This window comes from Nonomuraea sp. NPDC049646 (assembly GCF_044465525.1).
Classification (GTDB): Bacteria; Actinomycetota; Actinomycetes; order Streptosporangiales; family Streptosporangiaceae; genus Nonomuraea.
Genome location: NZ_JBITLU010000004.1, coordinates 180665 through 198773, shown reverse-complemented (window position 1 = coordinate 198773; position 18109 = coordinate 180665). Strand labels below are relative to the sequence as shown.

Genomic DNA, 18109 nt, shown 5'->3' with positions numbered 1-18109 from the left:
CGGGAGCACCTTCTTCACAACCGGAGGTATCAACGGCACCCATCTGACACTCTGACTGTGACCGAACTGCCACAACGAGTGATGTTCTAGGACGCACAGTGGACACGACCAGAGTGTCGAGCACAGCCTTCGACGGCACTCCGCACGCCCCGGCGCACGCGCGCCGCTTCATCCGCCAGGTGCTCGGCGAGTGGCGCCTGGGCCACCTGGCGGAGGACGCGGTGCTGCTGACCAGCGAGCTCGTCACCAACGCCGTGGTGCACGCGGGCACCGGCATCGAGCTGACCTGCCGCCTCGACGTCGCGGCGAGCCCGGCCAGGCTGGAGATCGAGGTCGACGACCACCGCCCCGGCAGGACGGTCCCGACCCCCGAGGCCATGTCCACCGACCCCGCGCGCACGTCCGGGCGCGGGCTGGCGCTGGCCGCCATGCTGGCCGACGCCTGGGGCGTCACCTACACCAGGACCGCCAAACGGGTGTGGGTCCGCATGGAGCTGACCGACGGGCCCGACCACCAGGAGGTCATGGTCGGCACGCCGGGCCTGGCGCCGGCCACCGTGGCCGCGCCCATCGAGGGGCTGCACGTCGGGGTGCTGCTCGCCGACGGCGACGGGACCGTGCTGTCGTGGAACTCCGAGGCCGAGCACCTGCTGGGCTGGACGTCCGGGCAGGCGGTGGGCAGGCCGCTGGCCGACCTGGTGGCCTGGCGCGGCCACGGCCCGTACGCGATGTCCCTGGCCGGCACCCTGTCCCTGGGCCGCTGGCGGGGCGAGGCGCGCATGCGCCACCTCGACGGCCGGCTGATCCCCGTCTACGTCTCCCACGTGCGCAGCCGCGGCGGCCCGGAGGACCGGCGGTCGATCTGGATGATGGTGGCCGGCGACCACCGCTACGTGCTGACGCCGCCGGCCGCGCCGCTGCGCAGGGAGGCCGGGCGGCGGATCAAGGACCTGCTCGACCGGGACATGCCCTTCACGGAGCTGCTGGACACCATCGCGCGGATCGTCCAGACGAGCAGCGGCGGCGACGCGGCGTACGTGCTGCTGGCCGCCGAGGGCGGCGACCGGTTCGGCGTGGCGGCGGGCGCGGGCGCGACGGCGGGGCTGGTCGGCGTGCTGGCCGCGGGCGTGTTCGGCCCCGACGGCAGGACGCCGTCGATGATCGACGACCTGCTGGCCGGCGACGTCGAGCTGGCCCAGCAGCTACGGGCCAGGTCGCTGGCGTGCGCGCCGATGAGCGTGGGCGGCGAGGTGACCGGCTACATCGTGGTGACCGCGGCCCAGCCGGGCCGCTTCGACCAGGAGCTCACGGTCAGCCTGCAGCACATCGCCGACCAGGTGGCCGTGCCGGTGCAGCGCGAGCGGCTGGCCGAGCGCGAGCGCGCCCACCGGGGCCGGCTGTCGTTCCTGGCCGAGGCGGGCGAGCTGCTGGCCGGGGTGCACGACGAGGAGCTGATCGCCGCTCTGACCGCGCAGCTCGTCGTGCCCAAGATCGCGACGTGGGCGGCGGTCTACCTGACCGACCTGGCGGGCATGACCAGGCTCGCCCACGTCTGGCACAGCGAGGAGCGCTACAACGCCAACCTGCGCAGGTCGCTGCCGGCGATCCCGCGCACCGCGCTCGACGAGGTGAGCTGGCCGGTCGGTCCCGAGACGGTGCTGTCGTTCCCGCTGCTCACGCAGGGCAGGTCGCACGGCGCGCTGGTGATCGGCCGCGCCGAGCCGACCCTGCCGCTGGAGCTGGCCGACCTGCTGGCCGACCTGTGCCGGCTGGTCGCGCTCAACCTGCACACCGCCATGCTGTACGCCCGCCAGGCGACCACCTCCCGGGTGCTGCAGCGCAGCCTGCTGCCCATGCGGGTGGCCCCCATGCCGGGGCTGGAGTCGGCGGTCGTCTACGAGCCGGCCGAGGAGGGCGCCGACGTGGGCGGCGACTTCTACGACCTGTTCACCGTCTCCGACCACTGGTGCTTCGCCCTCGGCGACGTGTGCGGCAGCGGCCCCGAGGCGGCCGCGGTGACCGGCCTGGCCCGGCACGCCGTCCGGCTGCTGGCCAAGGAGCACTACACGGTGGCCGACATCCTCGACCGGCTCAACCAGGCCCTGCTGGAGGAGGGCGACGACGGCCGGTTCCTCAGCCTGCTGTGCGGCGAGCTGATCCCGCTGCCTCAGGGCGGCGCGCTGTGCACGATCGCGTCGGCCGGGCACCCGCCGCCGCTGCTGCTGCGCGCCGACGGCGCGGTGGACACGGTGGCCGCGCCGCAACTGCTGCTCGGCGTCGAGGCCGGCGCCAGGTTCTACGTCGAGACGTTCGAGCTGGCGCCGGAGGAGGTGCTGCTGTGCGTCACCGACGGCGTGACCGAGCGGCGCGACGGCGACCGGCTGCTCGACGACGACGACGGCCTGTCGGCGCTGCTGTCCACCTGCCGCGGCCTGAGCGCCCACGCGGTGGCCGAACGCGTGCGGCACGCGGTCGAGACGTTCGCCCAGGAGCCGTCGCACGACGACGTGGCGCTGCTGGTCATCAAGGCCGCGACGGAGCTGCGCGGGGTCAGGCCGTGAAGCGGTAGGTGGTGGAGGAGGTGTGGCGCTCGCCGGGCCGCAGCACGGTGGAGGGGAAGTGCGGCTGGTTCGGCGAGTCGGGGAAGTGCTGGGTCTCCAGGCACAACCCGGCGAACGGCCCGTACGGCGTGGCCACCCCGTCGAGCATGCCGCCCGTGTAGAACTGCACGCCCGGCTCGGTGGTGGTCACCCGCATGGTCAGGCCGCCCGCGCTGACCTCGATGTCGCCGTCGAGCACGTAGCAGTGGTCGTAGGCGCCGCCCATCCGCTCGCCCACCGCGTGCGGCTCGGTGAAGTCGAAGGGGGTGCCCTTGACCGGCGCGAGCTCCCCGGTGGGGATCTTGCCGTCGTCCACCGGGAGGTAGTGGGCGGCCTCCAGCCTGACCACGTGGCCGAGCACGTCGCCGCCGCCGGCCAGGTTGAAGTAGGAGTGGTTGGTGAGGTTGAGCACGGTCGGCGCGTCGGTCTCGGCGGCGTAGTCGAGGCGGAGGGCGTCGTCCTCCAGGGTGTAGGTGACCGAGGCGGTGAGCGTGCCGGGGTAGCCCTGGTCGCCGTCGGGGCTGGTCAGTTCGAGGGTGACGGAGGCGGGGGTGCGGGCGGTGACCGTCCAGACCTTGCCGTCGAAGCCCTCGGCGCCGCCGTGCAGGCTGTTGGGGCCGTTGTTGACCGGCAGGCGGTGCTCGCGGCCGTCGAGGGTGAAACGGCCGCCGGCGATGCGGTTGCCGTAGCGGCCGACCACGGCGCCGAAGTAGCGGCTGCGGGTTCGGTAGTCCTCCAGCGTGTCCAGGCCCAGCACGACGTCGAGGCCGGCGACCTCCAGCGAGCGCAGGACGGCGCCGTAGGTCAGCACCTCGGCGCGCAGCCGTCCGGACGACAGCTCCACGCGCTCGACGGTCTGCCCCGACGGCAGCGTTCCGAAGATCATGATTGGGCCCTTCCCGTGGACTCGCGGACGATGAGGCCGGTGTCCAGGTTGATCACCGCGCCCTCGCCCTCTGACTGCAACAGCAGGTCGACCGCCATCCGCCCGGCCACCGCGGCGGGCATCGCCACCGTGGTGAGCTTGGGCCGGCCGAGCCGCCCCGGCAGGATGTCGTCGAACCCGATCACGCTGACCCGGCCCGGCACCTCGACGTCCATCGCGGTGAGCCCTTCGATGAGGCCGAGCGCGACGAGGTCGTTGTAGGCCAGCACGCCGGTCGCCCCGCAGGCGGCCACCTCCGGCGCCACGGCCAGGCCGCCGGACTCGGTGGGCTGGTTGGGGCCGAAGAAGAGCAGGTCGAGGCCCGGCATCTCGGCCGCGGCGGCCTGCATCTCGTTGCTGGTCCACGATCCGGGCGGGCCGGACAGCAGGGCGATCCTGCGGTGGCCGAGCCCGGCCAGGTGCTCCAGTGCGAGCCTGGCGCCCTTGCCGACGTCCATCAGCACCGCGGGCATGCCCTTGATCCGCCGGTTGACCAGCACGAACGGCACGTCCTCCGCCAGGCGTTCGATCATCCGGTTGGACAGCCGGGGGCTGCACAGCAGCACGCCGTCCACCTGCTTGGCGAACGTGCGGATCAGCTCCTCCTCGACCCGCGGATCCTCGTCGGTGTCGGCCACGAAGACGTGGTAGTCGCGCCCCCGCGCCTGCGCCTGCGCGGCCTTGATCAGCGGCGGGAAGAAGGGGTTGGCGATGTCGGCGACGATCAGGCCGAGGTTGAACGTGCGGCCGGTGGTCAGCGCCCTGGCCGCCCTGTTGGGCCGGTAGCCGAGGTCGTCGGCGGCGGCCAGCACCCGGTTCCGCGTGGCAGGATTGACCAGGTGCGGCGCCGAGAACGTGCGCGAGACGGTCGACACGTGCACGCCGCAGGCGCGGGCGACGTCTTTGATCGTCACCGACATGGCCGTCCTCCTTGCAAGCGGTTGCCAAAGCCAACCTTGACCTTCGGCGGTCCCGGCGTCAAGGTTCCTGCAACCGTTTGCCTACCAGGAGCCGCCGAGTTCGTTGAGCGTGAACACCCCGCCCGCGCGGTCGTGCACCGGGTCCGACAGGTCGGGCTCGCCGTGCTCGGCGACGAGGGCGGCCGCCTGGGGCTCTGAGTCATCCCGGGGCTCGTAGCCGAGGCGGCGGGCCTCCGCCAGCGACCACCACCGGCGGGCGTTGCCGGAGACGCCCCAGACGACGTGGTAGCCGGGCGCGACCAGCGCGGCCTCCACCAGGCGGGCGAGGTCGCCGGGCGAGATCCAGGTGGCCAGGCCGCGGGTGTCGGCCGAGCCCTCGTTGCAGGTGCCGAGCCTGATCACGGTCACGTTCATGCCGAACCGGTCGTGGTACAGGCTGCCCAGGGCCTCCATGACGACCTTGCTGACGCCGTAGAAGGTGTCGGGACGCGGGAAGGCGTAGTCGGGCAGGTCGGAGCCGTCCCGCGGCCTGGTGTGGAAGCCGGCCGCGTGATGGCTGCCCATGAGCACCAGGTGCCGCACGCCCTCGTTCCTGGCGGCCTCCATGAGGACCTGGGTGCCGTGGACATTGGCGCGGACGATGTCCTCCCACGGGTGCTCGCGGCTCTGGCCGCCCAGGTGGAGGACGGCGTCCACGCCCTTCACGGCCTCGGCCACGGCCGCGCGGTCGGCCAGGTCGGCGCCCGCCCATTCCTCGTCCGGGCCCGGCTCGACCGGCCGGAGGTCGGAGAGCCGCAGCGTACGGCCTGGACGGGCGAGCCGGGGACGGAGCAGCGTGCCGACTTTTCCCGCGGCGCCGGTCATCAGAATGCGCATGTCCACCGTTGTACACAATTCTGATTCAAATTCACATACTTGAATATTGACCACCTTGTCCCGCAATAGTTACCTTCACAGGAACAAGTTCATACACACGACACGTGTCCACGTATGTGAACGGGAGGCGGTCTGATGTCACGCCGTTTGCTGGGGGCCGCCCTCGCCGCGGCCCTGGCCGCAACGCTGACGGGCTGCGGTTCCGGGGGATCGAGCACGAACGACACGCTGGAGATCTGGATCAGGCAGGCGCCCGACTCCGACTCCGCGAAGACGGCGGTGAAACTCGCCGACGCATTCACCAAGGCCGCGGGGGTCAGGACCAAAGTCGTCGCGCTCTTCGACGACTTCGAGACGAAACTCAACCAGCAGGCCGCCCAGAAGGCGCTTCCCGACATCGTCATCAACGACACCGCCCAACTCGGCAACATGCATTCGCAGGGCTGGCTGCAGGAGGTCGACAAGGGCCGGCTGGCCGGCGGCGACCAGCTCTCGGACCTGGCCTGGAAGGCGGCCACCGGCTCCGACGGCAAGTTCTACGGCGCGCCCTTCTCCGCGCAGGCCTTCGCGCTCATCGTGCGCAAGGACTGGCGGGAGAAGCTCGGCATGCGACCGCCGGCGACCTGGGCCGACCTGGCCGCGCTGGCCCGCGCCTTCACCGAGAAGGACCCGGACGGCGACGGACGGCAGGACACCGCGGGCCTCGTGATCCCGGCCGGCACCAAACGCGGCTACGCCTCCTGGTACGCCTCCTCCCTCATCTACGCCAACGGCGGCGACTTCGTGAAGCCCACCGGCCCCGGCAGGTTCGCCGCGATGACGGACGACCCCAGGACCGTCGAGGCCGTCCAGTTCCTCCAGGACCAGTTCTGCAAGAGCAAGACCGTCAATCCGGGCGCGGTGAGCAACGACACCACCGTCACGCACGAGGTGTTCGAGAAGGGGCAGGGCGGCATCTACCTGGTCGGGCCGTACGTGCTGGCCCGGTTCGTCAAGAGCCTCGGGACCGACAGGATCGAGGTTCTGCCGGTGCCCAAGGGCCCGTCCGGCGGCCCCGGCACCCTCGGCGAGGGCGAGAACGTCTACCTCATGGTCGGCTCGGACATGGCCGACGCCCAGAAGAGGTTCGCCGAGTTCGCGATCTCCCCCGAAGGCCAGCGGATCGGCATGAACAAGGACGCCAACGGCGCCATCGTCCGCCTGCCCGTGAACAAGGGCGTCGACCTGGCCGCCGAGCGGCGGGACCCGCGCTGGAAGGTGTTCCAGCAGTCCTACGAGCACGCCGTCTACGCGCCGCCGGTGCCCAACTGGGCGCCCATCCGGCAGGACTCGGCCGACGTCATCAACACCGTGTGGGCCGACTGCGGCGCCGACGTCAAGGCCAGGATGGCCGAGCTGACCACCAGGCTCGACCAGGAACTGCGGAGCCAGAAGGCGTCATGACCGCGACCGTCATGGGGAAACCGGCCACGACCGCCGCCCGGCGCCGCCGCGCCGGGCGGGCGCGGCGGCGCGGAACGCCGGTCGCCTGGCTGTTCCTCGCGCCCGCCCTGCTGCTGTTCCTCTACTTCAAGTTCATCCCGATGGCCCTCGGCCTGTGGAAGAGCTTCAACAAGGTCCAGTACGCCTCCGACGAATGGGTCGGCCTCGGCAACTACCGCACGATCGTCGCGGACGACGCGTTCGTCTCGGCCGCCTGGCACAGCCTCGTGCTGGCGCTGGGCACCACGGTCGGCTCGCTCCTGCTCGGGCTCGTGCTCGCGCTGCTCATCGAGGGGCCCGCCCACTATCTGTGGTTCGTCAGGACCGCGGCCTTCCTCCCGGTCGTCACCACGATGGCGGCGGTGGCCGAGGTGTGGCGGATCATGTTCCATCCGGGCGACACCGGCCTGCTCAACGTCGTCATCGGCTGGGTGGGCGTCGATCCGCAGCCGTGGCTGGGCAGCGAGGACTCCTCGCTGTGGTCGATCATGCTGATGAGCGTCTGGCGCGGGACGCCGTACGACATGATGATCTTCCTGGCCGGCCTGGTCGGCGTGGACCGCAGCCTGTACGAGGCCGCCGCCGTCGACGGCGCCGCCACCCGGCACCGGCTGCGGCACATCACGCTGCCGACGTTGCGGCCGGTGTTCTGGATCCTGTTCACGCTGGCGGCCATCCGCGGGCTGCGGGTGTTCGTCGAGGTCTACGTGCTGACCAACGGCGGCCCCAACGGCTCGTCGGAGGTGCTGATGACGCTGATCTACAAGCTCGGCTTCCAGAAGAACGAGCTGGGGGTGGCCGCGGCGGGCGGGATCGTGCTCTTCCTGGCCACGCTGGCGCTCACCCTCGTCGTGCAGGCGCTGCGCAGGAGGCAGGCGACATGAGGTTCGACAGCGCCCTGGGCCTGGCGGCGCGCAAGGGGCCGGCGGCCACCGTCGCGAAGGTCGTGCTCTACTCGGCGATGGTCCTGGTCTTCACCGGGCCGCTGGCGGGGCTGCTGGTCAGCGCGTTCAGCAGGACGCTCGACCCGACGTCCTTCTCGTTGTGGCCGGACGACCTGACGCTGGAGAACTTCGTCCGGGCCGGGGAGAAGAACGTCTACCTGTACCTGCTCAACTCCTTCGTCATCGTGCGGTTCGGGCTGCTGCTGCAACTGCTGGTGAGCGTGTTCGCGGCGTACGCGCTGGCGCGCAAGAGGTTCCGCGGCATGACCGTCGTGATGCTGCTCATGCTGGCCACGATGATGCTGCCCGAGGAGATCATCGCGATCCCGCTGTCGCTCGTCCTGGCCGACCTGCCCGTCCTGCACCTCAACCTGATCGGCACGTACGCCGGGATGATCCTGCCCGTCGGCGCCTGGGGCTTCTCGATCCTGGTCATGACGGAGTTCATGAAGGAGGTGCCGGTCGAGCTGGAGGAGGCGGCCCGCATCGACGGCGCGGGCGAGCTGCGCGTCTTCGCGACGATCGTCGTGCCGCTGTGCCGGCCGGCGCTCGGCGTGATCGGCGTCTTCGGCTTCACCATGATCTGGGACCAGTACCTGCTGCCGCTGATCGTCTCGACGGACTCCAGCACCTGGACCCTGCCCATCGCCCTGCGCTCGCTCCGCTCCGACGAGGAGGTCGGCATCGGCGTGCTGCTCGCGGCCTCGCTGCTGGCGCTGCTGCCGTCGATCATCGCGTTCCTGGCGTTCCAGCGGCAGTTCATGCGGGGTCTGACAAGTGGCGCGATCAAGGGTTGATGTCCATGTATCTGGATGGGATCCCATATCCTGACACCCTGACGCCGCCGCCGAGATGGGACGAGTATGGAGCCACAGCTGGTCAAGTCCGCCGAGCGGACCGTACGCATCCTGGAGACCCTGGCGGAGTCCGCCGCCCCCATGACGCTGTCGGACCTCCAGCGGCGCACCGGCTTCCCGCGCAGCAGCCTGCATGCCCTCATGCGCACCCTCGTCGAGCTCAACTGGGTCGAGACCGACACGACCAGGTCGGCGTTCGGGATCGGGCCGCACGCCCTGCTGACCGGCACCGCCTACCTCGACAAGGACCCGGCCCTGCGCTTCGCCCAGGAGACCCTGGAGGACCTGCGCGACGAGATCGGCCAGACCGTGCACTTCGCCCGCAGGGACGAGGCCCACGTCCTCTACCTGGCCACCCGCGAGTCGCGCGAGGCCGGTCACGTGATCCCCAGGGTGGGCCGGCGGCTGCCCGCCCACGTCACCGCGCTCGGCCAGGTGCTGCTCGCCCAGCTCACCGACGACGAGGTCGTGGCCCTGCTGCCCGACCCGCTGCGGGCGCTGACCGAGCACACCATCACCGACCTGGCCAAGCTGACCGGCGAGCTCGACCAGGTCCGCACCCGCGGCTGGGCCCTCGAACGCGAGCAGGGCACCCCCGGCGTGGCCTGCGTGGCCGTGGCGGTCGACTACCGCATCCCGGCCACCGACGCGATCAGCTGCTCGATGCCCGCCGCGCTGCCGCCCGCCGAGATCGAGCGCGTCACCGAAGCGGTGATCAAGCACACCCGCAAGCTGGCTGCCACTCTGCGCAGGGAGGGCATCCGCTAGACCCCTTGTTCGGAAGGACTGCCGATGCGGCTGGATGGTGTTCTCTTCTTTCCCGTGACCCCCTTCGACGGCGACGGCGCCGTCTCGGAGCCGGTGCTGGCCGAGCACGTCGCCGCCGGGGTCGCGGCCGGGGCGGGAGGAGTGTTCGCCGCCTGCGGCACCGGTGAGTACAACGCCCTCGACCTCGCCGACTACGTCAAGGTCATGACCACGTCGGTGGCGGCGGCGGGCGGGCGCGTGCCCGTGTTCGGCGGCGCGGGCGGGCCGCTGCCCACCGCCACGGCCACCGCGCGGGCCGCCGCCGACAGCGGGGCCGACGGGCTGCTGCTGCTGCCGCCGTACCTGGTCAGCGCCCCGCCCGCGGGGCTGGTGCGGTACGTGCGCGAGGTCGCGGCGGCCACCGACCTGCCGGTCGTCGTCTACCAGCGGGCCAACGCGCGCTTCTCCCCCGCCGCCGTGGCCGAGCTCGCCGCCCTGCCGAACGTGATCGGCTTCAAGGACGGGCTGGGCGACCTCGACCTGCTCCAGCGCATCATCCTGACCGTCCGGGCGGCCGCGCCCGCCGGGGAGTTCACGTTCTTCAACGGACTGCCCACCGCCGAGCTGACCGTGCCCGCCTACCGGGGGCTCGGGGTGAGCCTGTACTCCAGCGCCGTGTTCGCCTTCGCGCCCGAGATCGCGCTGGCCTTCCACCGGGCGGTGACGGGCGGGGACGACCCGCTCGTGCGACGGCTGCTCACCGGGTTCTACCTGCCGCTGGTGGAGCTGCGCGACCTGGTTCCGGGGTACGCGGTCTCGCTGGTCAAGGCAGGCGTACGGATGCGGGGGCTGGACGTCGGCGGCGTCCGCGCCCCCCTGACCGACCCGGCCCCCGAGCACCTGGCCGCCCTGCGCCGCCTCACCACGAGGGGCCTCGAACTGGCCACCTCCTGACCCGGCGCGCCTGTCGGGGGCGGTCGGCCATGGCGGGCCCGCTCTCCACGACCGCAGGCGGCCCGTCACGCCATCCGAGGGCGGCCCGTCACGTCGTCCGGGAGCGGCCCGTCACGTCGTCCGCGGGCGGCCCGTCACGTCGTCCGCGGGCGGCCTGTCACGTCGTCTGCGGGCGGCCGTCCACCCGGCGCGGGATGCCGAGGGGGTTGGCGTCCTTGAGCTCGTCCGGGAGCAGCGCCTCGGGCCAGTCCTGGTAGGCGACCGGCGCCACCCACCGCCCGATCGCCGTCGCCCCCACCGACGTGTACGCCGACGTCGAGGCAGGCCAGGGCCCGCCGTGGTGCATCGCCCAGCAGACCGCCACCCCGGTCGGCCAGCCGTTCCAGATCAGCCGCCCCGCCTTCCGGCCGAGCACCTCGACGATCTCCTCGGCCTCGTCCGGATCACCGCCGTGGACGGTCGCCGTGAGCGACCCCTCCAGCCGCTCCAGCACCCTCCTCAGCTCCGCGACCTCCCGATAGGTCACCACGACGGCCGCCGGCCCGAAGCACTCCTCCGCGATCGCCGGCAGCCGCTCGCCGAACGACTCCAGATCGGTCGTGAACACCTTGGGCGCCACCGCCCAGGCCCCCTCTCCCGGCTTCCCCTCCGCCAGCAGGGTCAGCTCGCCGAGCCGGCCGAGCCCGCCCAGATACCCGTCCCTGATCCGCTCGGCCAGCATGGGGCCGCCGCTGGTGCCCTCCACCGCCGCGACCAGCGCCTTGCGCAACTCGTCGTCCTCGGGCACGAACACGAGCCCCGGGTTCGTGCAGAACTGCCCGACCCCCAGGGTCAGCGACGCCGCGAACCCGCTCGCCACCTCCTGCGCCGGCGCCGACGGCAGCACCACGACGGGGTTGACGCTGCCCAGCTCGCCGTAGAAGGGGATGGGCGTCTCCCGCTCGTCGATCAGCTTCTGGATCGCCTTGCCGCCCGCCACCGACCCGGTGAACCCGGCCGCGACCACCCGCGGGTGGCGTACCAGGTCGGCGCCCGCCCGCATCCCCTGCACCAGCCCGAGCAGATCCGGATAGGGCAGGGCGTTCCGTACGATCTTCGCCACCCGCTCGGACGTGTTCGGATGCCCCGGATGCGCCTTGACCACCACGGCACACCCCGCAGCCAGCGCCGAGGCGGTGTCCCCACCGGCCACCGAGAACGCGAACGGGAAGTTGCCGGCCGCGAACACCGCGACGACCCCCGCCAGCGGTTGGTTCATCCGCCGCACGTCCGGCCGCGGCGGCGTGAGCGCCGGGTCCGCGTGGTCGATGACGGCCTCCAGGTAGCCGCCGTCCCTGACGACCTGGGCGAAGAGCCGGAACTGGCCGGCCGTACGCGCCACCTCGCCACGCAGCCGCACCTCGCCGAGCGCGGTCTCCTGGTCGGCGAGTCGCCACAGTTCGTCCGCGTGCGCGATGAGCGCGTCGGCGACGGCCTCCAGCGCCGCCGCCCGCTCGTCCGCCGGGGTCGCGCGCCACGCGGCGCCGGCGGCCGTCGCCGCGGAGACGATCAAGTCGACCCCGGCGCCGTCGGTCTCGGGCAGGCCGCTGCCCACGGTCTCACCGGTCCTGGGGTCGTATCCGTAGATCATCGAGTGGCCCTTCGGAGTCTTGACACTTTCTCGGCCCGATTCTTACAGTTGCGGCAACCTGTCCACAAATCTGGCTATTGTTCACATATATGGACGGCGGTTTCTGAATTGATTATCCGGCAGATCCACGTCACCCCGGTCGCCTTCCGGGATCCGCCCCTCCTGAACGCCGCCGGCGTGCACGAGCCGTGGGCCCTGCGGACCATCGTCGAGATCGTCACCGATGAGGGCCTGTCCGGACTGGGCGAGACCTACGGCGACCTCGGCCACCTCACCAAGGTCCGCGAGTGCGCGCAGGTCCTGCTCGGGCTCGACGTCCACGCCACCAACGAGATGTACGCCCGCGTCGCGGCCACCGTCGGCGACGTCGTCACCGACCTGCACGGACTGACCGGCGTCGCCACCAAGGAGAAGAGCGTCGACCGGGTCTTCTCCCCCTTCGAGGTGGCCTGCCTGGACATCCGCGGCAAAGCGGCCGGCGTGCCCGTCGCAGACCTGCTCGGCGGCCGTGTCCGCGACGCCGTCCCCTACAGCGCGTACCTCTTCTACAAGTGGGCCGGCCACCCCGGCGCGGACCCCGACCGCTTCGGCCCGGCCCTCGACGAGGCGGCCCTGGTGGCGCAGGCCGCCCTCCTGATCAAGGAGCACGGCTTCTCCTCGATCAAGCTGAAGGGCGGCGTCCTCCCGCCCGACCAGGAGATCGCCGGCATCCGCGCCCTGCACGAGGCGTTCCCCGGCATCCCCCTCCGCCTGGACCCCAACGCCGCCTGGACCGTCGAGACGTCCATCCGCGTCGGCCGCGAACTCGACGGCGTCCTGCAGTACCTGGAGGACCCCACGCCGGGCATCGCGGGCATGGCCGAGGTGGCCAGGGCCGTCCCGATGCCGCTCGCCACGAACATGTGCGTCGTCACCCCCGAACACCTGCCCCCCGCCATCGCCGCCGGCGCGATCGGCGTGCTCCTGCTGGACCACCACTACTGGGGCGGCCTCGTGCGATCCGCGCACATCGCCACCCTCTGCGGCACCTTCGGCCTGGACCTGTCGATGCACTCCAACTCCCATCTCGGCATCAGCCTGGCCGCGATGACCCACCTGGCCGCCGCCACCCCGAACCTGACCTTCGCCTGCGACACCCACACCCCCTGGCAGGACGGCCAGGACGTGGTGTTCCCCGGCAGCCTGCGCTTCGTCGACGGCGCCGTACCGGTGCCCGCCGGCCCGGGCCTGGGCGTCGAACTGGACCGCGACGCGCTGGCGGTCATGCACGAGCAGTACGAGACCTGCGGCATCCGCGCCCGCGACGACACGACCTACATGCGGCGCATCGAGCCTTCCTTCTCCGCGAAGATCCCCCGCTGGTGAACGTCGCCTACGTCTACCCCTGGGACGTCGTCGGCGACCCGGCCGCCCCCGCCCGCCTGGCCCGGCTGGGGGTTGACACCATCGCCCTGGCCGCCGGCTACCACTCCACCCGCGCCGCCACCCCGTACCACCCGGCACACCGCGTCCTGGACGTCCCCCATTCGGCCTTCTACCTGCCGATCCGTCCCCATGCCTGGTCCCGCCTGGTCCCCGCCGCCCCCACCTGGACCCCGCCGGACGCCTACCTCCAGGCCCAGACGGCCCTGCGCCAGGCCGGCCTGAAGGTCCACGCCTGGGTCGTCCTCACCCACAACTCCTACCTGGGCACCCGGTTCCCCGACGTGACCGTGCGCAACGCCTTCGGCGACCCGTACCCGTACGCCCTTTGCCCGGCGCACGAGGAGGTCCTGGCGTACTGCGAGACCCTCGTCACGGAGATCCTCACCCTCGCCGAACCGGACGGCCTGATCCTGGAGGCGTGCGGGCCGATGGGGTTCGGGCATCAGGGCGTGCACGAGAAGACGTCCGGCGCCGACTGGACTGCCACCGACGCCGCCCTCCTCTCACTGTGCTTCTGCACGATCTGCGCTCCCCGATACCCTCCACAAACCGCCCCCCAAATCCGCGCCACCCTCGACACCCCCATCGTCACCACCATCGAGAACGCCCCCCGCCCCCCGAAACCCCCCTCCACAGGTCCAGGCACCCCGCTCGCGGACACCCCAACCCCGTCGCCCTCAGCCGTGGAATCCCCCACTCCAGAGCCCTCAGCCTCCGATCCCTCAACCTCGAAGACGTCACCCTGGGAGACATCAGCTTCCGGTCGCCCAACCTCAGAAACCCCGTCCTCAGAGACCCCCATTTCAGGGACCGAAGCCCCGCGGACCCTCACCTCAGAGACCCAAGCCTCACAGACCTTCACCCCAGAGACCCACGCCTCACGGACCTTCACCCCAGAGACCCACGCCTTGAAGCCCCAAGCCTCGGGAACTCTCACCTCAGACAACCGAGCCCCGGAAACCCCAGGTTCGCCGCCCCGAGCCCCAGAGCATCCAACGTCAAGCACCCAGGGCGCAGCGGCAGAGAGTGCTGCCCGGCCACCTCAAAGCACCACAGTCCGCACCCCCACCGCCTCGGGCACCCCCGGCCATCCCGCCTCCGGCCACCACATCGACACGATGGACCTCGCCCTCGGCCCCCTGGCCGACGAGGTGAGAGCAACCAGGGTGAGACTGTCAGCCTCCCTCCGCCACCGCCTCATCTCCGCCGCCCGGCGAACCGCACCAGACATCCCCATCACGCTGCACGCCGACCCGAACCCCTGGGCCACCGGCGCCTTCGCAGCCCTCCCCTCAGGCGACCCCAACCTGAACGTCCTCGTGGGCAACTGCTGGGGCGACATTCACACCGACGCCGCCCGCCTCACAGCCCTGGCGAACCTGTGCACCCCCGGCCAACGAGTAGGCGCCTACGTCCTGGCCCTCCCACCCCGCCCCGCCGAGGCAGCCGCCCTGGCCGAACAACTGAAGATCTACGCCGATGCCGGCGCCTCAGAATTCCACCTCTACCACGCAGGCCTGGCGTCCCCCCACCGCCTGTCCGCCATAGCCACCGCGCTCCGCCTCTCCCAATAGCCACACCCCAACGGCCCGCACCAGCCCCAAAGCCCGACCGCGCACCACCAACCGATCACCGTTCGAACCACCCCAAAGCGAGCCCGTGCTTGGCCCCCACCAGGGCAGCCGCCGACAATCCACCGAAAACACGGAACCACCTAAGCAGTAGCACCAAGCCATGGCTCGGCACCTCACCCTCAGGATGAAAGGCCCAGCTCAGCGGAATCCCCCCTCCTCACCCGCCCATGTCCCTGTCGCCAAATGAGCACCGTCGCAGAGCAGCCACGCACCAGGCACGCGTCGATCTCCAAGCCCCCGATTCCACACAACGGAGAGCCCGCACGAGATCCCTGAAAGCTCACCCTGCGAGCCGATGCCCCAAGCGATGATCGACCGCCCAGTGCCATCCATCACCCAGCGTGCTCGCCTACCTGGTAAGTGCTATCCATCACCCAGTGTGCTCGCCCACCTGGTGAAGGCCACAGACTGCCCTATCACGATCATCGTCTGCCCGCATTGGCGCAGCCATAGACGGACAGACGCTCACCTATCAGCGCGCGCACCGGCAGCTGCAACCAGCTGCTCCCCAACAGCAAGCCAGGAAACGCAACCCACCGCACCTCGACGAGCGCAAGCTCCCTACAACAGACCAGGCGCTCCCCTGGCCCCCACTGACCATCCCCGTTCGAAACCCAAGCTCACCACCTGAGGAGTGCCAGCGGCCCCAGCCGACACCCCAACACACCCCGCCGTATCAGCCGCCGGCGCAAGCCTGAGCCTGCCCCCACTCCACCCACCGTCCGGACCGACGGCACTCACTCCATCATCGCAAGCCACTTCACGTGCGCTCCCCCGAACGGCCCTCTACGAGCCCCGACCGCATCCATCAGCCACCGCGCACTCGCTTCCGCCCCCGCGATCAATTCCGGCGGATACCCCAGCACCACCTGATGCTCGGCGAACTCGTCCTCATCGTCGAGAATGAGCCGCCCATCCCGCTTCCTGATCACGTCGAGATCGAGATCGAACATGGTGACCTCGTCATCCCGCCACTCGGGAACCGTGGTGACGTCCACATAGACCTCAGTGCGATGCGGTGCCGCATTGAACGATGCCGCCCACCAGGCATCCCGCGGGAACAGCATGATCGCGTGGTTGTCCCAGGTGACGGCCGGCCCGTCCCCCTTGCGGGCAACCGTCCCTCCGGGCACGGCCACCCAAACCCCATATTGATCGTCTCCGAGCACCGTGCCTGGATGGTTCCAGTGCAACGCCCCGCCGTACTTCCGAAACACCACCCGTACATCACTCATAGAACAAATCTACTTTTCGTCCACCGCCACCACGAGAACCGAGAGGCCACCTCTCTCGTCCCCTCCTCCGCCCAGCGGTCCTCCAGGCCCCACCCGCCTGCTACCGCCCCCCACCATGGCAACACCCATCAGACACGCCGCCCAGCACAGGCATCCAAGCCCCTCAACACTCCCCCAAAAAGTCGATGGACCTCCCCCTTAACCAACGAAACCAGCCATCAGCGGCCATTCCCGGTTAGCCATCCACGCAAGGCCCTGAGGCACAGCTAGTCCACACCGAGCGCATTCAAACTTCTGGCATGCAAACCACAACGACGAGCGCTGCACGCCCAACCGGTCCAGCGCCACTCCCTTCCCGCTTTAGCAAGGCCAGCACGCTCTACCCACACCGGAGAGTCACCCCGACCTAAGCAGTCACACCCCAATCAGAACAAGCCCCTCATGCATCAGCAGAACCGCACCCTCCCCTCAGCTGGCGCACTTCACCCTCACTCGCCCTCACCTCAAGCGCGCCTCGAGGCATTTCTACATGCGCACACTAGATACCACAAAGCGATCCGATCACCCCATCAGACCCCAACGACATCAGCCTTGAAAAACCTGCGATCTACCCCAAATACCCATGCCTTTTCACCGTCCCCGCCCCGCTCACACACTTCCAGTCGAAGAGCGCTCCAAGGAGCCCCTTACCACTCCCCCCGGATCCCGCTTAAATAGTGAGCCGTGGCAACACGTAGCGACTTGACCGACAAAGCATGGGACCGAATCGCCCCTCTACTCCCGTCCGGCGCAGGCCCCGGCCGCCCCTGGCGTGGACACCGGCAAGTAGTGAACGGAATCCTTTGGCGTTTTGATACCGGATCAACCTGGCGACAAATCCCAAAATGCTACGGCCCCTGGCAAACCTGCTACGAACGATACAAACGCTGGACCGAAGACGGAACATGGGCACAGGTCTTGGCCGAAGCACAAGCCGAAGAAGACCTCCCTCCCCAGCACCCCTCACCCTCCACCCCACACAACCCAGACCCCTCAAAAAGACGCAACCCCACTAGACAATCCCCTCAAACTTGCGACACTTCCGCATAAGACGCAAAAGAAAGCACTTAGCCCCACTCACCGCGAACCGCCCACCTTCACCATTCCACCGGCATCAAGATAAGAATTCACTCCCACAACTAGGCCACCGGCTAGTAATCTTCACCCTGAGCAAGCCGAAACAGCGAACAGTTCCACACCCACCTGTTCGAAGTAGGACAGATCGATCCAACATCGGATCCCATTGAACACCCGCGCGGGCACTTAGAATCCCCCTCCACTTTGCCCGCGCGGGCACCTACCGGTTCCTCCGCTCCGGCCCGCGCGAGCACCAACCCCTACACCTGTGCCCGCGCGGGCCGCCCCTCCAGCTCGGGCAATGCTGCAGGAACCCGCCATCGGCAGGCACACCAAAGACCCACGAGCCGTACAAGCCCTGCCCCCATCCGCCGAGCAGACGACGAGCCCCACCAAGTCCCCTCCACCCCGAAGGGACATCTGCCTTCATCACGGTCAACCTGAGCCTGTAACGGGCAGCATCTCCCCTCAGTGCGCCCCCATGCCGCTCCCCGCCGGCCCTGCCCTCCCATCAAGCCAACGGCCAACAACGCCAGCCGCCCCACTCTGAAACCGGACATGCATCAAACGCCAGAGCACCAACATCACACGGCTCCAGCAGAAACCCCGAGGTGACACCGGCCCGCCCCGGCGGAAAACAGGTTCTCCTGCCGCTGCTCGATGGGGCCCAATCGACGAAAACACTTCCCTGTCGAACAGGTCTATCCCTGGCCCGGATGACGCGAATCGCCCGGCGCCGCCCCCCTGAAGCCGAGAAACACGAA

At 70.2% G+C, this 18109-nt stretch carries 14 protein-coding genes; 9 read left to right on the top strand and 5 right to left on the bottom strand.

Annotated elements, in window-relative coordinates:
* The first annotated feature begins 98 nt into the window (after positions 1-98).
* The gene (locus ACIBQ8_RS13415; protein ID WP_397192039.1) at positions 99-2561 is read left to right on the top strand and encodes a SpoIIE family protein phosphatase; all 2463 of its coding nucleotides are present in this window, start codon (positions 99-101) and stop codon (positions 2559-2561) included.
* On the opposite strand, the gene ACIBQ8_RS13410 is transcribed toward ACIBQ8_RS13415, so the two are convergent.
* The 3 genes from ACIBQ8_RS13410 to ACIBQ8_RS13400 all read right to left on the bottom strand — a co-directional run bounded on the left by ACIBQ8_RS13410 (position 2551) and on the right by ACIBQ8_RS13400 (position 5321).
* The gene (locus tag ACIBQ8_RS13410; protein ID WP_397180152.1) at positions 2551-3486 is read right to left on the bottom strand and encodes an aldose epimerase family protein; all 936 of its coding nucleotides are present in this window, start codon (positions 3484-3486) and stop codon (positions 2551-2553) included. The genes ACIBQ8_RS13415 and ACIBQ8_RS13410 overlap by 11 nt on opposite strands.
* A complete protein-coding gene (locus tag ACIBQ8_RS13405) occupies positions 3483-4445 on the bottom strand; it encodes a LacI family DNA-binding transcriptional regulator (protein WP_397192038.1) in 963 nt (320 codons plus the stop codon). Before ACIBQ8_RS13405 ends, ACIBQ8_RS13410 begins: the two co-directional genes overlap by 4 nt.
* An 81-nt stretch (positions 4446-4526) precedes the next feature.
* Positions 4527-5321, bottom strand: a complete 795-nt coding sequence (locus ACIBQ8_RS13400; RefSeq protein WP_397192037.1) for an NAD-dependent epimerase/dehydratase family protein — start codon at positions 5319-5321, stop codon at positions 4527-4529.
* A gap of 135 nt (positions 5322-5456) precedes the next feature.
* Between ACIBQ8_RS13400 and ACIBQ8_RS13395 the strand changes: the two genes are divergently transcribed.
* From ACIBQ8_RS13395 to ACIBQ8_RS13375, 5 genes are all read left to right on the top strand, one after another.
* Positions 5457-6764 carry an extracellular solute-binding protein gene (locus tag ACIBQ8_RS13395; RefSeq protein ID WP_397180155.1) on the top strand — a complete coding sequence of 436 codons (1308 nt, stop codon included), beginning with the start codon at positions 5457-5459 and terminating at the stop codon, positions 6762-6764.
* Positions 6761-7687 carry a carbohydrate ABC transporter permease gene (locus ACIBQ8_RS13390; protein WP_397192036.1) on the top strand — a complete coding sequence of 309 codons (927 nt, stop codon included), beginning with the start codon at positions 6761-6763 and terminating at the stop codon, positions 7685-7687. The genes ACIBQ8_RS13395 and ACIBQ8_RS13390 overlap by 4 nt, the downstream gene beginning before the upstream one ends.
* Complete coding sequence (locus ACIBQ8_RS13385; protein WP_397192035.1) at positions 7684-8544, top strand: carbohydrate ABC transporter permease; 861 nt, start codon at positions 7684-7686, stop codon at positions 8542-8544. Before ACIBQ8_RS13390 ends, ACIBQ8_RS13385 begins: the two co-directional genes overlap by 4 nt.
* A gap of 66 nt (positions 8545-8610) precedes the next feature.
* Positions 8611-9372 (top strand): IclR family transcriptional regulator, encoded by a 762-nt coding sequence (locus ACIBQ8_RS13380; protein WP_397192034.1) that lies wholly within the window; start codon positions 8611-8613, stop codon positions 9370-9372.
* A gap of 24 nt (positions 9373-9396) precedes the next feature.
* Positions 9397-10305 (top strand): 5-dehydro-4-deoxyglucarate dehydratase, encoded by a 909-nt coding sequence (locus tag ACIBQ8_RS13375; RefSeq protein ID WP_397192033.1) that lies wholly within the window; start codon positions 9397-9399, stop codon positions 10303-10305.
* Positions 10306-10462: 157 nt separating this feature from the next.
* On the opposite strand, the gene ACIBQ8_RS13370 is transcribed toward ACIBQ8_RS13375, so the two are convergent.
* A complete protein-coding gene (locus ACIBQ8_RS13370; RefSeq protein ID WP_397192032.1) occupies positions 10463-11935 on the bottom strand; it encodes an aldehyde dehydrogenase (NADP(+)) in 1473 nt (490 codons plus the stop codon).
* 108 nt (positions 11936-12043) lie between these two features.
* Between ACIBQ8_RS13370 and ACIBQ8_RS13365 the strand changes: the two genes are divergently transcribed.
* Positions 12044-13300: a glucarate dehydratase family protein gene (locus ACIBQ8_RS13365; RefSeq protein WP_397192031.1), complete on the top strand. Its 1257-nt coding sequence runs from the start codon at positions 12044-12046 to the stop codon at positions 13298-13300.
* A complete protein-coding gene (locus ACIBQ8_RS13360; RefSeq protein ID WP_397192030.1) occupies positions 13297-14934 on the top strand; it encodes a hypothetical protein in 1638 nt (545 codons plus the stop codon). The genes ACIBQ8_RS13365 and ACIBQ8_RS13360 overlap by 4 nt, the downstream gene beginning before the upstream one ends.
* Before the next feature lie 797 nt (positions 14935-15731).
* Here ACIBQ8_RS13360 and ACIBQ8_RS13355 read toward each other — a convergent pair.
* Complete coding sequence (locus ACIBQ8_RS13355; protein WP_397180163.1) at positions 15732-16229, bottom strand: DUF402 domain-containing protein; 498 nt, start codon at positions 16227-16229, stop codon at positions 15732-15734.
* A 723-nt stretch (positions 16230-16952) separates the two neighbouring features.
* Between ACIBQ8_RS13355 and ACIBQ8_RS13350 the strand changes: the two genes are divergently transcribed.
* The gene (locus ACIBQ8_RS13350) at positions 16953-17318 is read left to right on the top strand and encodes a transposase (protein WP_397192029.1); all 366 of its coding nucleotides are present in this window, start codon (positions 16953-16955) and stop codon (positions 17316-17318) included.
* Positions 17319-18109 lie beyond the last annotated feature (791 nt).